Annotated in this window: 15 protein-coding genes and 2 pseudogenes; 5 read left to right on the top strand and 12 right to left on the bottom strand. The window is 40.0% G+C overall.

What is annotated here, in order from left to right; genetic code table 11:
- Positions 1-1,245 carry a glutamate-5-semialdehyde dehydrogenase gene (locus AKA01nite_RS04450; protein WP_146924113.1) on the top strand — a complete coding sequence of 415 codons (1,245 nt, stop codon included), beginning with the start codon at positions 1-3 and terminating at the stop codon, positions 1,243-1,245.
- 238 nt (positions 1,246-1,483) lie between these two features.
- A pseudogene (locus AKA01nite_RS04445) lies at positions 1,484-1,753 on the top strand (SulP family inorganic anion transporter); the annotation flags it as partial.
- Here the strand turns inward: AKA01nite_RS04445 and AKA01nite_RS09465 are convergent.
- From AKA01nite_RS09465 to AKA01nite_RS04420, 5 genes are all read right to left on the bottom strand, one after another.
- Positions 1,725-1,889 (bottom strand): GNAT family N-acetyltransferase, encoded by a 165-nt coding sequence (locus AKA01nite_RS09465; protein ID WP_371860856.1) that lies wholly within the window; start codon positions 1,887-1,889, stop codon positions 1,725-1,727. The pseudogene AKA01nite_RS04445 and the gene AKA01nite_RS09465 sit on opposite strands and share 29 nt — an antisense overlap.
- 189 nt (positions 1,890-2,078) lie before the next feature.
- Entirely contained in the window at positions 2,079-3,092 is a 1,014-nt protein-coding gene (gene trpS / locus AKA01nite_RS04435; protein WP_146924112.1) for a tryptophan--tRNA ligase, read from the bottom strand.
- 97 nt (positions 3,093-3,189) lie between these two features.
- On the bottom strand, positions 3,190-4,854 hold the full coding sequence (locus AKA01nite_RS04430; RefSeq protein ID WP_146924111.1) for a hypothetical protein: 1,665 nt from the start codon (positions 4,852-4,854) through the stop codon (positions 3,190-3,192).
- Positions 4,844-5,632, bottom strand: a complete 789-nt coding sequence (locus tag AKA01nite_RS04425) for an ABC transporter ATP-binding protein (protein ID WP_146924110.1) — start codon at positions 5,630-5,632, stop codon at positions 4,844-4,846. Before AKA01nite_RS04425 ends, AKA01nite_RS04430 begins: the two co-directional genes overlap by 11 nt.
- A 236-nt stretch (positions 5,633-5,868) precedes the next feature.
- Positions 5,869-6,519: an HD domain-containing protein gene (locus tag AKA01nite_RS04420; RefSeq protein ID WP_371860855.1), complete on the bottom strand. Its 651-nt coding sequence runs from the start codon at positions 6,517-6,519 to the stop codon at positions 5,869-5,871.
- 197 nt (positions 6,520-6,716) lie between these two features.
- On the opposite strand from AKA01nite_RS04420, the gene AKA01nite_RS04415 reads away from it, so the two are divergent.
- Positions 6,717-7,265, top strand: coding sequence for a PucR family transcriptional regulator (locus tag AKA01nite_RS04415; RefSeq protein ID WP_146924108.1), 549 nt, complete (start codon positions 6,717-6,719; stop codon positions 7,263-7,265).
- A 76-nt stretch (positions 7,266-7,341) separates the two neighbouring features.
- On the opposite strand, the gene arcC is transcribed toward AKA01nite_RS04415, so the two are convergent.
- Positions 7,342-8,283, bottom strand: a complete 942-nt coding sequence (gene arcC / locus AKA01nite_RS04410; RefSeq protein ID WP_222592480.1) for a carbamate kinase — start codon at positions 8,281-8,283, stop codon at positions 7,342-7,344.
- A gap of 134 nt (positions 8,284-8,417) precedes the next feature.
- Positions 8,418-8,759: a hypothetical protein gene (locus tag AKA01nite_RS04405; protein WP_146924106.1), complete on the bottom strand. Its 342-nt coding sequence runs from the start codon at positions 8,757-8,759 to the stop codon at positions 8,418-8,420.
- Between the two features lie 602 nt (positions 8,760-9,361).
- Here AKA01nite_RS04405 and AKA01nite_RS04400 point away from each other — a divergent pair.
- A pseudogene (locus AKA01nite_RS04400) lies at positions 9,362-10,054 on the top strand (MFS transporter); the annotation flags it as partial.
- A gap of 319 nt (positions 10,055-10,373) precedes the next feature.
- Here the strand turns inward: AKA01nite_RS04400 and AKA01nite_RS04395 are convergent.
- The 5 genes from AKA01nite_RS04395 to AKA01nite_RS04375 all read right to left on the bottom strand — a co-directional run bounded on the left by AKA01nite_RS04395 (position 10,374) and on the right by AKA01nite_RS04375 (position 13,652).
- Positions 10,374-10,997, bottom strand: coding sequence for a PepSY domain-containing protein (locus AKA01nite_RS04395; RefSeq protein WP_146924104.1), 624 nt, complete (start codon positions 10,995-10,997; stop codon positions 10,374-10,376).
- Positions 10,998-11,123: 126 nt separating this feature from the next.
- Positions 11,124-11,381, bottom strand: a complete 258-nt coding sequence (locus AKA01nite_RS04390; protein WP_186805090.1) for a metal-sensitive transcriptional regulator — start codon at positions 11,379-11,381, stop codon at positions 11,124-11,126.
- Positions 11,382-11,385: 4 nt separating this feature from the next.
- On the bottom strand, positions 11,386-11,682 hold the full coding sequence (locus AKA01nite_RS04385) for a rhodanese-like domain-containing protein (protein WP_146924103.1): 297 nt from the start codon (positions 11,680-11,682) through the stop codon (positions 11,386-11,388).
- Complete coding sequence (locus AKA01nite_RS04380) at positions 11,675-13,333, bottom strand: FAD-dependent oxidoreductase (RefSeq protein ID WP_146924102.1); 1,659 nt, start codon at positions 13,331-13,333, stop codon at positions 11,675-11,677. Before AKA01nite_RS04380 ends, AKA01nite_RS04385 begins: the two co-directional genes overlap by 8 nt.
- Before the next feature lies 1 nt (position 13,334).
- On the bottom strand, positions 13,335-13,652 hold the full coding sequence (locus tag AKA01nite_RS04375; protein ID WP_146924101.1) for a rhodanese-like domain-containing protein: 318 nt from the start codon (positions 13,650-13,652) through the stop codon (positions 13,335-13,337).
- A 155-nt stretch (positions 13,653-13,807) separates the two neighbouring features.
- Between AKA01nite_RS04375 and AKA01nite_RS04370 the strand changes: the two genes are divergently transcribed.
- On the top strand, positions 13,808-14,746 hold the full coding sequence (locus AKA01nite_RS04370; protein WP_146924100.1) for an alpha/beta hydrolase: 939 nt from the start codon (positions 13,808-13,810) through the stop codon (positions 14,744-14,746).
- Positions 14,747-14,785: the final 39 nt, after the last annotated feature.

Here is a 14,785-nt window from a genome sequence, read left to right as displayed (position 1 = left end):
ATGGAAACCTTGATAGAACTCGGAAAAAAAGCGAAACAGGCCGAACGGTATCTTGCACAAGCTTCTACAACAGCAAAGAATGAGGCGCTGCTTTTAATGGCCGAAGGTTTACTTGATGATAAAACAGCTATTTTAGAAGCCAATCATAAAGACTTAGAACAGGCTGAAGTAAATAATACGTCAGAATCTTTAATGGATCGGCTGACTTTAACAACGGAGCGCGTAGAAGCGATGGCGCAGGGACTTAAAGACATCGCCAAGCTGCCTGATCCGATCGGTCTGGTGGAAAGTATGTGGACCAATGAGGCGGGACTCAAAATAGGAAAACAGTCGGTGCCTTTAGGTGTCATAGGCATCATTTATGAAGCACGTCCGAATGTTACCTCAGATGCTGCCGGGCTATGCTTTAAATCGGGCAATGCTGTCATTCTACGTGGCGGAAAAGATGCGTTCCATTCCAACCTTGCTGTTGTATCCAGTCTGCAAAAAGCTCTAAGTGCCTGCGACTTACCGGAAACTGCCATACAGCTGGTCGAGGATACCTCACGTCACTCAGCTAATGAGATGATGACGCTGAACCGCTATCTGGATGTTCTAGTTCCTCGTGGCGGTGCCGGGCTTATAAAAGCAGTCGTTGAAAACGCGACCGTTCCAGTAATTGAAACAGGAACGGGAAACTGTCATGTCTACATCGACCAATCTGCTCAACTTGAAATGGCAAAGGATATCATTGTGAACGCCAAGACCGACCGTCCGTCTGTCTGCAATGCCGCTGAGACCCTTTTGATCCATAAAGACGTGGCAGAGGAATTTCTGCCTGAAATCGAAGACGCTTTGAACAAATGGGACGTTGTCCTGCACGCAGATGATAAAGCACAGAAACATTTAAATGACTCCCTGCCTGCTTCAGAGAAAGATTGGGAAAAGGAATATCTTGATTATGAATTAGCTGTAAAAGTAGTGGATTCTTTAGATGAAGCAATCACTCATATCAATAAATACAGTACAGGTCATTCAGAAGCAATCGTGACGAATGATTACTTCTCAGGTCAGCGTTTCCACAAAGAAGTGAATTCCGCAGCCGTTTATGTCAATGCGTCGACCCGCTTTACAGATGGTTTTGCTTTCGGATTCGGTGCCGAGATCGGAATCAGTACGCAAAAACTGCATGCTAGAGGACCAATGGGGCTTCCAGAGCTCACTTCATCCAAGTACATCGTTTTTGGCGAAGGTCAGATACGTTAATATTTGTTTTATAAATCAAATCAACTGGACAGTTTCTCTGCTGTCCAGTTTTTTTATGGCGCAACGCGTTAATCGATTGTGAACAAATGGAAGCATTTACTTCATTTTTGAAAGCGTTATTTTCAACTAAAAGCCGGTTTAATAGTATTTACAGTGTTTAATGACGATATAATATGGTATGATAGTTCTTTATGGGCTCTGTGTTTAATCAAAGCACTGGAAAAAAGGAGAAGATATTATGCAATTGAGTAATAACAACAAAATCAAGTCATTCAATCCCTTGAAAAAGCTGATTGAAAACAAAAAACTTCTGAAAGATGACTTTCTTTCAGGTCTGACAGTCGCCTTAGCTTTGATACCCGAGTCCATCGCTTTTACTTTCGTGGCAGGCGTCAGCCCTATTTTAAGTCTTCAGACAGCCGTTATGATCGGATTTATCGCCGCCATTTTCTCTGGCAGACCTGGGATGATCAGCTCTTCTACTGCTGCCATATCAGTCGTATTCGCTTCACTGATCGCGGTACACGGTCTGGAGTATTTAGACGATTATTCTCGCGTGCGTAATCAACGACTTTATTCAGTAACAGGTCACCAACGCCTTGACCTCTTAATTCATCCTTAACTAATGTATGATCGATGATCATCTGTTTTTCACCATTTAACACGAAGGTCATTTCAGCTTTCGGATCTTCTGGGTTGTCCCCAAAGTAAAGTTTATTATCACCTTTTTTGATTTCCACTTTACTCACTCCTATTTAAATGTATTTTTCTCTAAAAAGTATCAAAATGAAGCGTATCACCATTTTTTCTAACTAGTTGAGGCAGGTATGAAGTTAGTTAAAATAATTGATGCCCATCGCTTCTTTCACTTCAGCCAGTGTTTGAGCAGCAACGGCTTCGGCTTTGAGGCTGCCTTCTTTCAAAATTTCAAGCACAGCTTCTCGATCCTGCGCAAATCTTTCCCGGCGTTCCCGGATCGGTTTTAACTTTTCTTGCAGTACATCGTTCAGATAGCGTTTGATCTTAACATCTCCCAGACCGCCTTGGCGATACTGGTCTTTCAGCTGCTGGACTTTTTCCTTGTCATCATCAAAGACATCCAGATAAGTAAAGACAACATTGCCTTCCACTTGACCCGGATCTTCAACGCGAACATGATTTGGATCTGTATACATTTTCATGATTTTCTTTTGAATCTCTTCTGGACTATCAGATAAATAGATGCCATTATTTAAAGATTTACTCATCTTTCCTTTCCCGTCGATACCAACGAGACGGCCTTGGCCTTTTGGCGGAAGAATGATGTCCGGCTCGATGAGCACGTCTTCACCATATGTGCGGTTAAAGTCACGTGCTACTTCTCGGGTCTGCTCGACCATCGGTTTCTGGTCTTCTCCAACTGGAACGTGGGTCGCTTTAAACGCGGTGATATCTGCCGCCTGGCTCACTGGATACATGAAAAAACCTGCAGGGATACTTTGATTGAACCCTTTTTCTAAAATTTCAGATTTAACTGTCGGATTACGCTGCAACCGTGCAACAGTAACTAAGTTCAGATAGTACATGGTCAACTCTGGTAATTGTGGGATCTGAGACTGAACAAAAATCGTTGTTCTTTTTGGGTCGAGACCCACTGCCAGGTAATCCAGCGCCACTTCGAGTAAATTCTGCTGAACTTTTTCAGGATTTTTTGCATTATCGGTCAACGCCTGCTGATCCGCTATCATGACAAATACTTTATTATCTGGATCTTCTTGTAGTTTTACACGATTCTTTAGAGACCCTACGTAATGCCCCAGATGCAGTTTACCCGTCGGGCGATCTCCCGTTAATATAATTCGTTCCATGTTTAATAATCTCCTCATAATAAATCTTATTATTTTTATTGTATCTTAATTATATAGGAAAAAAAAGGAGAAACCCCCTTTCTCCTTCACATCATATTTATTCACCAAATCCCTTTTTCATCCACCAGCTATTCAAAAAAATGAGAACAATCAAAACGCCCCATTCTGCATATGGAATAAAGGATTGAAACATTACCATAACCAAGGAAATGATAAATACGGGCAGAAAGAAAATCAGGCTGGACATACACCCTTGATTAGCTTCCGAGGCAGCGTATTTTCTAGAAAAAGGCAAATGCTGTCCTGTCCGTTTCATTTCAACATATAAGACGACACTCATGAGTAAAAAACCGTTGATCAGCTGGACACTATGAGTAAATCCTGTCATTATAAGAACCAGAACGCTGATAAATCCATACATCGGCAGCAGGATCTTGATCAGCATGACTTTCGTGACTGCTCTTAAAAAGGGTCCCTTTGCCTGCTTCGGGCTGAGTTCAAAGAGCCATCTGCCTTTGTAGTTAACTGAAAATTGGGTAGCTACCGCGATCATGGGAATTGAAAGCATCGCAAAATACGGTAAGTATAAAAAAGTTTGCATATTCTGGCTTGTTATAGCCTGACTCCCTCTTAAATTTGAGAAAAACATGAAAAGTGGAAAAATCATGGCACTGGCAATCGATGGATACAAACGCGTCTTGAATTCACGCTCATTTTTAGTCAGCTGCCACGTAAAGTGATAATAGGCTTTTTCCAAAGAAGTCAGTCCTAATAATTTAGCTGTGCTTTTTTCTAAAATAGAACGACTGCCTGGCTTAGTTCTACTTTTATTAAGCTTTTGAAGGTTTCCATCTATTTTATCACCATTCAAATGATAAAGGACACCGATCGCTATCGTCCCTGCAATCAAAAACAATGTGTAAATCAGATATACATTGTTGTATCCTTCTTGAAGGAGTCCAAAAGGCGCAACAAACCACATAGGAAATAGCAGGGCGTGACCCAGGGATAAATCCATTTCTACGAGTAGGGTCTCTGGATCAATGATTTCAAACAGCTGTCCTATCAGGTAATAACCTGCGACCATAAACACCGACACACTGATTTGACTATAAGCGATAATATTTTTAAGACGCTCTCCATCAAAATATTTCAATACCGTTGCATACAGGATGATCGTTAATCCCAAGGTCCACAGGGCACTCAGTAAAGTCAGTAAGATAAGGAGCAGGCCGGCAAGGAATCCATTAAAATAAAAGGTGGCAAGCATCACAGGCATCCCCACAGCCAAAGTAAAGGACACAAGGTAAATGCCTATATGGGTAGCTTTTGCTGCTCCAATCGTCTTTCTTGAGACAGGTTTGGATCCAATCAACTCAGTATCTTTGTTATCAAGTAGAATAGTGGAAAAATTAGCCAGCATCGTGGAAAACAGCATAATAAGTATGTAACTGAAATAGGCCGTGTACTGAAAAACCCAATTATCATAGACGAACAGGAAAAGGAGAAAAATACTGATCAGAGTATACACCCACAGACTACCAAAGAAATGATTCTTTTCTTCACCTTCAGTGGTACTATCGCTCATACCGTTCAGAGCTGTTTTTTGGCGACGATCTATAGTCATTTTCATTGCAAGAATGGTTCGCATCTGAACATAATCAACGCCGATTTTTGTGTACATTGGAGCTAGTTTATCGGCAAATCTGAGATAAATCGGCGTTTTATTAAATTCTTCCTTGTCCAAACCACTACGGTCCATGCACAAAGTCCCCTTTCATCCCTTTCAGAAACTGTTCTGCTAGAGCATCGTGTTCATCAAAACCAGTCAATGTATTGAAAAGTTCTTCAAGCGTCCCTGCTGCTTCCTTTTGCAACTCATTGAACGGCCCATCCGCAACGACTTCTCCCTCGTGCAGGATAAGAATACGGTCACTCAGTTTTTCTACTGTATCCATGATATGTGAAGAGTAAAAAATGGTTTTGCCATCTTCCCTTAATTTCAAAAGCAGTTCCTTTATGATCTGTACACTGTTTGCATCGAGTCCGCTCAACGGTTCATCCCAGAACAGTATATCCGGATCATGGATCAAACTTGAAATGATCAGTACCTTCTGACGCATCCCTTTAGAGAAACTTGATAATCTTGCATTAAATGATTCTTTGATCCCTAAAGCATCCATCATTACCAGCGCTTTGTTCATGACTTCTTTTTCTTTCATACCGTAAAGTTCTCCTACAAAAAGCAGGTATTCTCTGGCTGTCAGTGTTTCATACAGCTCTGCATTTTCTGGAACATACCCAATACGCCCTTTATAGGAAACGTCTCCTTCTTCAAGTGGCTGGTTGAAGAGACGCAGGGTACCCGAATCTTTTTTCAGCATGCCCAGTATCATTTTAACGGTAGTACTTTTTCCTGCGCCATTTGGTCCGATATAACCGATGATTTCACCAGGCATAACAGAAAAGGTCACACCTTTCAGTACTTGATCTTGATCGAACCGTTTGGTGACATCGATCAATTCAACAATGGGTTCCATGTAATCCTCCTTTAAACTTGTTTCCCTTATTTTAGCATACATTTATTTGCTGTTTTATCTTCTTCCATAAACATATCGGAGGTTTTCAGCTTTTATCCCACCATTAAAATGATTAAACAAACGACACCAGCTTTCCCCGACAAAAGAGCCGAATCATTCGACTCTTTTGATCCATCATTCAATCGGCTTTTCTTTATAATGCCGGGCAGACATACATAACCAAGACTATACTCTTCTCACTTACCTTCCCATTCTTTAAAGAAAGCTGCAAGGTAATCTTCCATAAAGCGATGACGTTCTTCAGCTATTTCTCGAGCTGCTTTTGTATTCATCAAGTCTTTTAATTTAAATAATTTTTCGTAGAAATGATGAACAGCACTCGATTTTCCTTTACGGTATTCTTCTTCTGTCATAGTTTCTCTAACAGATACTTCCGGATCAAAAATCGGCGATCCTTTACTTCCTGCATAAGCAAAACAGCGAGCGATCCCTATGGCACCAATCGCATCTAAACGGTCAGCATCCTGCACAACCTGTGCCTCGATCGAATGCAGTTTTTTATTGTTTCCACCTTTGAAAGAAATGTTTTCGATTATTTCCAAAATCTTTTCACCATCAGATGAAGAGACGCCTGCACTATCGAGCCAATACCTCACTTCTTCGACTGCTTCATCTTTATTGGAAACAAGTTTATCATCAATCAAGTCGTGTAAAAGTGCTGAAAGTTCAACAACGAAGCAATCGGCGTTCTCCTTCTCAGCGAGAGTGACGGCTGTTTTCCAGACCCGTTCAATATGATACCAGTCATGTCCAGATCCTTCATTTAGTAGTTTATACCGTACCATTTCTTTGGTATCTTCGATGATCATTTCATTATTCATAGTGATCTCCTTAAGTCTTTTTAGTCAGCTTAACACATTTCAAGTCGTTACTTTAGTTATTTAAATGTTTTTGTTTTAGAAAAAAGAGCATTCCTCCTCAAGAGTCAACAACCAAATGAAACTCTTTAAAAAGAATACTCTATTTTTATTTGTTTTGATGTTATAAATTAGATAAGTTTTCGAAGAATCTCAGTAAACTGTTCATGCCTAAACCTAGAGTTACAAGTGTAGCAAGTCCTCCTAAAATATTCTGTACAAAGAAAAAAACAGAAAGTATCCTGCGGAAATTACTGGAAAATAAATCGTACAAGGACATTTATCATTTTATTTCAGTTAGTACCGAAGTATCTCTCTATAACCTTTCTGAAGGTCATCGCCAGGCAATGGACTCACAAAAGATACTGAAAATGGGAGATGCCGTCTCAAACATTGTTTTTTATGAACGTTTAGGGCTTTATCGGCTGTTTATTGAGACGGATAATCTCACATCATTAGAACGCTTTATCCCTGAAAATCTTCAAAAACTTCATAAGGATAATAAGGAATTGCTGAACACCATATACGTTTTTATCAACGTTAACCAGAATTATTCCGAAGCCTCAAAAATTCTTTATATTCACCCGAAAACTGTTCGTTATCACATCAACCGTCTTAAAGAAAGATACGATATTGATTTAAAGAATCCCGAAGAAATACTGCAGTACAGTATTGCATTAAGGATATTGAAGTATTTACCTTTAGAAAATAACTGAAATTAATAAAAGGAGGCAGAATGTACAAGCACTGTCTGCTTCCTTTTATTTTTATCCTCATTTTCTGTTTTATGATCTATTCTTCTAGTACGACAGTTGTTCCGCCATCATTTTCCAAGGCATTTGCAATATTTTCCAATGAAGTAATAACTGTTTTACCATTTTTGACATTTTTTACAAATTCGATTGCTGCTTCTACTTTAGGAAGCATGCTGCCAGGAGCAAATTGATCTTCTTTGATGTACTGTTCCAATTCAGCAACAGTCACTTCTTCTAATTTTTTCTGATTAGGCTTATTGAAATTGATATAAACGTTATCTACACCCGTCAGAATAATAAATGTATCTGCTTTAACGAGTTCAGCCAGTTTGGCAGAGGCAAAGTCTTTGTCGATGACTGCTTCTACCCCTTCAACGCCGTCCTTTTCATTGATAACTGGGATACCGCCGCCTCCAGCTGCAACAGTAATAAATCCAGCTTCCACCATACTTTCTATCACTTTAGATTCTTTGATGTTGACAGGTCTTGGGGACGGCACAACTTTTCTCCATCCACGACCAGCGTCTTCAATGTAAACATCTTCATCAGATGCATTATTTGCTTCTTCTTCTGTTAAAAATGGTCCAATCGGCTTAGACGGGTTGCTGAACGCTGGATCATTTTCGTCAACGACAACTTGAGTCAAAACGGTCGCCACTTCTTTGTCGATATTTTTTCTTTGAAGTGTTTTCTGCAACGCATTCTGCAACCAGTAACCGATACTTCCCTGGGTCATTGAGACCAAAGTATCCAGAGGCATAGCAGGGTTCTCCGGGGAATCCGCTGCAAGTTGTTGAAGGAGTAAGTTTCCTACCTGTGGACCATTACCGTGTGAGATGATTACCTCGTGTCCAGCTTCAACTAAAACACTTAATTTTTCTGTCGTATCTTGTAACGCTTTTTGCTGTGCTTTTGCACTTGGGTCATCTGTTAAAATAGCATTGCCGCCTAATGCGACGATAAAACGTTGTTTTTCCAACTTTTCATTCCTCCATCTCATTTATCAGTGATTGTAAGCCTAAATACATAGCCAACAGTGTATCGTAACCGGACGTATGTCCATATTTACCGATCTGTCTTATAAGCTGATTGATATCAAGTGTTTCTCTACTCTCAAAAAACGTTATTTAATAATGGATCAAAGATAACGGCAGATAACAATAAGATCGCGGATATGATCATTCCGAACAGTTTACCTAATGAGAGATTGCCGTATCCTTCAGACTCATCTCTCTTGAATCCGATATCTCGTCTTTTTGTTCCCAAAAATGCTATAAGTGCTGCAAAAGCTAATGGGGGGATAACAATCGCACTTCCACCACCAATTCCGGACATATAAGTCGCTGCGGCTAATAGAATAACCAAGAAACGGGAAACGAATTCCACTTTTCCTTTTGTCCCTCTCTTTGCTAACTTTAAGGAAGCCGAATGTCCAACAAATTTGAAAACTGCCACGGCACCCGCTGAGTTGATAATGGGAACAGTGATCATCAGCATCGTAGGTGTAGCATTAAGGAGTCCTGTGTTGACTTCAGGTATCGCGATATCGTCGAAAATTATGTCAACTTTTAAGAAAAGAAATTAAGTATCAAGTTAAAGGAACAAGAGCTGATAATGCATTAAACCCTGAGGGCGCTTCGATCATTTCGCTCCCCTACGCAAAAGACAGTGGCATCTGAAACAATAAGTGCATCAAAAAGCGCGATTAGCCATGTCAAATAATTGATTTTTTTCAACGTACATAATTCCCCCTCACTTTTAGTAATTATTTTTTTACCCCTTATATTTTAACCTTGACTTGTAACGATGAGAACATTAAGGGCTGCTTCTTCTCATCCTCACATCCTTTAGTTCCGAGTTGACCCATCCTTAATTTCTCAAGACGGACAAAGTGTGGGATCACAATAGTAGATAAAGCGTTAACAAATTAATGCGTTCTTTCTACTAACAATCATACCATATACATTGATTCCTAAAAAATTAAAGACTTTTTATTCCTGATTTAAAAATCCAACACTGACTACTTAGTAACCAAATACTTATAGTCAATCATATTTATATTGAAAGAAAAAGTGGTACGACCAGAAGACCAGAGCAATTTACAGGATCAAGCTAAACAGCCCACCCCAGCTGAAGATGAAAACGCAAACAACATTTCTCTTAAAGCAATCTTTGGTAACAAGAGTTTGCTTGCCGCTTTTATCTTATGTTTTGTAAGTATCTACGCTAACTTCGTTGTTCTTACTTGGTTACCGACTTTCCTGATTGAAGAACGCGGATTCGTCGGTTCAAGTGTTGGTTTCATTTCTTCATTGGTTCCATGGGCTTCAATTCCTGGTGCTTTATTCTTTGCAAGTCGTGCAGACAAAATGGGAAGCACTAAGAAATTAGTTTATATCCTTATGCCACTAGCTTTGATTTCTGTATTCTCAATTGCTTTCGTAACAAATCGTACACTTTTAATTGCTATGCTTATTTTATACGGGTTTACCGGTAAGTTGGCAATGGATCCTATCTTGGTTGCTTATGTTAGTAAACATGCTCCACGAAAAGCGTTAGGTACTGCTTTGAGTGCATACAACTTTGTTGGTATGTCGGGAGCTATCACAGCACCATATATTACTGGTTTCTTAGCAGATACAGTTGGATCAATGCAAATCGGATTTTACGTTGCTTCTGTCATGATGATTATTGGTTTGATCGTCTTTGCAGTTATGGCGACAGAATCAACTAAAAACGAAACGCTTTAAACATTTGTTCACCAATAGATTAAATTAACACTGAAACGAGCGAGTGAGACTTTCCGTCCAACTCGCTCGTTTTGTATACAAAACACTCGATAATTATCGTAATGCGTGCTGGTGAGTTCGGTCGGTCTATTCCCGAATATATGTTAAAGCAGCCGAAGTTCTCGGTCTTTGACATATTCAGAGATACCACATCAGCGAATCAACCGAACCGAGAAGAACTTAGAAGAATTGATTTTGTCTTTTTCAAAAGTACGCAACAAAAAAGAGTGCAGTTCGAGTGACTGCACTCTTTTTTAATTAAAGCTTGTGTTAGTACTGTTTAAAGGACATCACCTGACAATGCATCGATCGTCTGATCATTGCCGCCGCCTTCAATATCAATGTCGTAAATTGTTTGATCATTTTCTACTTCAAGTTCCCATTCTTCCACGTAACCTGAACCACTTGCTTCAAGCGCCGCATCCATCGCTTCTTTCGGCATGATAACTTCTTCTAAATTTATCATGTTTTCTTGTTCAGTATCTTCTTCCTGTTCCTGTTCGAACGTTTCACTCGTATCAGCATCAATGCTCAATTCGTAATGAAACTCTCCATCCCAGCCGTCAATTGAGTATACATGACGTCCGTCGTCGGCATCAAACTGGACAGAGTCGATATTTATATTTTCACAACCGAAAGTTTCATAGAAAAGATCAACGGCATCATTTAGCGAAACGGATAAATCAAGATCCTGTATCCCTTTATTTTCCGTTTGATTCATATCGTTGTTTGTCATTGAGTCATCCGTCGTCTCAGTGTTTTCTGTTGTTCCACTGTCTTCAGTCATGCTCGTATCATCCGTAGTATCCATGGTATCTGTCGTATCTTCCCCACTACATCCGGCAAGTACCAGTCCTGCTGATAAAGAAAGCATTCCATACTTTATTATTTTTACGTTAGACATCTCTATCTCCTCCTAATAAATCTCTCTTCCTCTTTAACCATCTTACCAAGAATTTAGTCGAGATTCATGTTTAACGGTTTTAATAGCAAGCATGTTCTTTCTGTAGTAAAAAAATAAATAAGTTATTTATTTTTTTACTATCAATTGAATCGCTTTTTCTATTTCCCGGTCCTGTTCTTCAGGATCACTTGAAGGATTCTCAATGCATTGCTTCAAGTTTTCAGCAACGATGACACCCATGATACGATCTATACTTGACCGAACAGCAGACAATTGAGTAATAATATCTGAACAGCTCTTTTCATCTTCCAGCATACGCTGGACTCCTCTTACTTGTCCTTCCGTTCGTTTTAGTCTATTTTGAATACTTTTGTCGCATTTCATAATGTTATTCGATATCTCCTCTCCAAGCAGACATACCACCCATAACATTGGTCACCGTGTATCCGTTGTTTCCTAAATAATCGCTTGCTACAGACGAGCGCGCACCAGTTAAACAGATAATATAGTTTTCTTTGTTTTTATCGATCTTACTTAAATGTTGCGCAAATTCACTTAAAGGTGTATTGACAGCTCCTGGGATATGATCAGCAGCAAATTCATCTGCTTCTCTCACATCTATGATGTTTATGTTTTCTTTTTTCTGTTTTTGCTGAAATTCATCCATACTTATCGATCTATACATGTTCAATCTCCTCTGGTTTAATAGTCTGGTACAGTTCAAAGGCACCATCCAAGTTTTTCACTTTATAACCTAATTGTTTGAGCAGTCTTTCAGCAATATAGCTTCGCTGGCCACTGCGGCAACTGGTAACGTATGTTTGGTCTTTGTCCAGTTCGTCTATACGGTCGCGTAAGTCATTTAACGGAATATTGATTGAATCAGGGAAGCGTCCGGATTCTTCCAGTTCTGCTTCACTTCTTACATCCAGTAACACAGCGCCCGCTTTGATTTCATCATCTAATTCATGCCACTGCACGGATTCACTCAGACCTTCAATAATATTAAGCGCGGCATAACCAATCATGTTAACTGGATCCTTGGCTGAACCAAACGGTGGTGCATAGGTAAATTCAAGTTCTGGCAAATCATGAACTGTCAGTCCCGCTTTTATAGCTGTTGAAAGGATGTCGATACGTTTATCAACGCCTTTGACTCCAACGCCCTGTGCCCCATATATCGTTCCATCTTCTGGGTTGAATACTAGTTTCAGAGAAATATCTGTTGCGCCTGGGTAATATCCTGCATGATCTTTACTTAAAGTGTGTACGGAAGCGACGTTTAAATCATTCATTTTTGCCATGCGTTCATTTAGACCGGTCGACGCAGCTGTAAGGCCAAATGCACGAACAATGGCTGTCCCGATACTTCCATTATTTTTACGTTCCATTCCTGCAATGATATCAGCCACTTGACGCCCTTGACGGTTAGCTGGTGAAGCGAGCGAAATCAGTGCATCATCACCTGTGATCTGATTTTTGACGATTATCGCATCACCTACAGCATAAATATCCGATATGCTTGTTTCGTAATTCTCATCAACTAAAATGCCACCTCTGAGACCCAACGCGATACCTGCAGATTCAGCTAAAGCATTTTCCGGCTGGACTCCAACAGACATGACTGTCATATCAGTTTCTATTTCACTACCATCTTCAAGTACCACACGCTGACCTTTATCCTTAAACGCAACCGCTGATTGAGATGTCAATACTTCAATGCCTTGCTCTTTTATTTCATTCTCAATATAAACAGCCATTTCCTCATCTAATGTCGGCAAAATTTGAGGAACTTTCTCGACGATGACAACGTCTATTCCTCTTTGTTTAAGATTCTCTGCCATCTCGATACCAATATATCCCGCACCGATAACCACTGCTTTTTCAGGATTTTTATCATCAATGCGCTTCATGATTTTATCTAGATCTGGTACGTTTCTCAGCGTATAAATATTTTCAGCTGCTTTGACTCCTTCAATAGGCGGAACAAAAGGCTTGGCTCCCGGTGAAAGGATCAGTTTATCATAGCTTTCAGTTGTTGTTTCCCCATTACTTTTGACTGTAACGGTTTTATTCTCTACATCGATCGACACCACTTCATGGTGAGGTCTTACATCTAGACGAAAGCGATCATGCAGCGCTTCTGGTGTCTGCAATAACAAGTCACTGCGGTCCTCTATTTCTCCAGATACATAATAAGGTAATCCGCAGTTTGCAAAAGATACATAGGGTCCTTTTTCAAAAACAATAATTTCAGCTTCTTCATCTAACCGACGCAGACGGGTTGCAGCTGACATTCCACCAGCTACTCCTCCAACAATAACTACTTTACTCATTTTATAGTTTTCCTCCTCTGACTTTACCCTTCCATTGACTCATTCCACCGCGCACATTGATGACGTCATAACCTTTTTTCTCAAGCTCTTTAGCTGCGCGTTTACTTCTCATTCCCGATTGACAAATAACATATAATGTCTCATCAGTATTGTTTTTATACTTATCCACTTTGTTTAAAGGAACATTTTTCGCTCCCGGTATATGCCCCTGGCGGTATTCTCCAGGTGTTCGAACATCTAATAAAGTCGCTTTTTTACCCAGTTCTACTTCCAATTGACTAGTTGATATACTTGGAATACGCTTGAATAAATTAAACATAATCAGCCTCTTTCATTTATCTTTTTATATACCCCTATAGGTATATTAGTGCTTCTCGTGCTTATTGTCAAGAAGGATAAATAATCTTCGCATTTTTTTCACCTTTATCCGGTATACTAGTATTGAAGTCAATTTCGAAAAAAGGAGGCCGTTTTATGAAAAAGAGCACAAAATGGGGCTTGTTGGGATTAACTGGCTTGACCGCAAGTTTACTTACATATGCCAGTGCTTACTTTTACAAAACCGCTGTAGGTATAAGCAAAAAAGAATTCGTTGCTGAATATAGTATGGAAGAAATTTATCCGGATGATCCGTGGGAAAAAGAAAAACGATGGTATCAGACTGTTGAAAAAGAGATGTTAGTTCAACGTGCAACAGATGGTTTACTTCTTTCAGGCTTTTTCATTCCAGCCAGCAAGCAGTCGAAAAAAGTTGCCATCATTGCACATGGGTACAGCGGCAGCAATCGTGACATGGCACCCTGGGCAAAATTATTTCATGATCTTGGGTTTCATCTCCTTCTTCCAGATGCTAGAGGCCACGGTGAGAGTGAAGGGGATTATATCGGTTTTGGCTGGCACGAAAGAAAAGATTATACGCTGTGGATCGAACGGATGATCGAAAAAATAGGTGAAGATTCAGAAGTCGTACTGTTTGGATTAAGTATGGGAGGCGCCACAGTCATGAATGTCAGTGGTGAAAATCTACCTGATAATGTTAAAGCCATCGTGGAAGACTGCGGGTACAGTTCCGTGTCAAAAGAAATGGCCCATCAGTTGAAAACGATGTATAAACTTCCACAGTATCCGCTCATTCCACTGACCAGTTTTGTAACAAAATTAAAGGCAGGTTACTGGTTTGGGGAAGCAAATCCCAGCGTCCAAGTACAAAAAAGCCAGACACCTATCCTTTTTATCCATGGTGACGAAGACCAATTCGTCCCTACAGAAATGGTTTACGATGTTTATAAAGCAGCTGACGTTTCAAAGGATCTTTACATTGTTCCCGGAGCAGGTCACGCTTATGGATATGTCACTGACAAAAAAGAATACCGCAAACGTATTACACATTTTTTGAACAAGCATCTTTCTTGATAAAATGAAAAAAGATACCCAGACGTACTACCGGCTGGG

Origin of the sequence: Alkalibacterium kapii, assembly GCF_007988865.1 — a bacterium.
GTDB classification, from domain to species: Bacteria; Bacillota; Bacilli; order Lactobacillales; family Carnobacteriaceae_A; genus Alkalibacterium; species Alkalibacterium kapii.
This window is presented reverse-complemented; position numbering and strand designations above follow the sequence as displayed.

Excerpts from the sequence above, each read along its gene's own strand:
- AKA01nite_RS04450 (WP_146924113.1), top strand. The coding sequence starts at position 1 with ATGGAAACCTTGATAGAACTCGGAAAAAAAGCGAAACAGGCCGAACGG.
- AKA01nite_RS09465 (WP_371860856.1), bottom strand. The coding sequence starts at position 1,889 with ATGATCATCGATCATACATTAGTTAAGGATGAATTAAGAGGTCAAGGC.
- trpS (WP_146924112.1), bottom strand. The coding sequence starts at position 3,092 with ATGGAACGAATTATATTAACGGGAGATCGCCCGACGGGTAAACTGCAT.
- AKA01nite_RS04430 (WP_146924111.1), bottom strand. The coding sequence starts at position 4,854 with ATGGACCGTAGTGGTTTGGACAAGGAAGAATTTAATAAAACGCCGATT.
- AKA01nite_RS04425 (WP_146924110.1), bottom strand. The coding sequence starts at position 5,632 with ATGGAACCCATTGTTGAATTGATCGATGTCACCAAACGGTTCGATCAA.
- AKA01nite_RS04415 (WP_146924108.1), top strand. The coding sequence starts at position 6,717 with ATGCCTAAACCTAGAGTTACAAGTGTAGCAAGTCCTCCTAAAATATTC.
- AKA01nite_RS04395 (WP_146924104.1), bottom strand. The coding sequence starts at position 10,997 with ATGTCTAACGTAAAAATAATAAAGTATGGAATGCTTTCTTTATCAGCA.
- AKA01nite_RS04390 (WP_186805090.1), bottom strand. The coding sequence starts at position 11,381 with ATGAAATGCGACAAAAGTATTCAAAATAGACTAAAACGAACGGAAGGA.
- AKA01nite_RS04385 (WP_146924103.1), bottom strand. The coding sequence starts at position 11,682 with ATGTATAGATCGATAAGTATGGATGAATTTCAGCAAAAACAGAAAAAA.
- AKA01nite_RS04380 (WP_146924102.1), bottom strand. The coding sequence starts at position 13,333 with ATGAGTAAAGTAGTTATTGTTGGAGGAGTAGCTGGTGGAATGTCAGCT.
- AKA01nite_RS04375 (WP_146924101.1), bottom strand. The coding sequence starts at position 13,652 with ATGTTTAATTTATTCAAGCGTATTCCAAGTATATCAACTAGTCAATTG.
- AKA01nite_RS04370 (WP_146924100.1), top strand. The coding sequence starts at position 13,808 with ATGAAAAAGAGCACAAAATGGGGCTTGTTGGGATTAACTGGCTTGACC.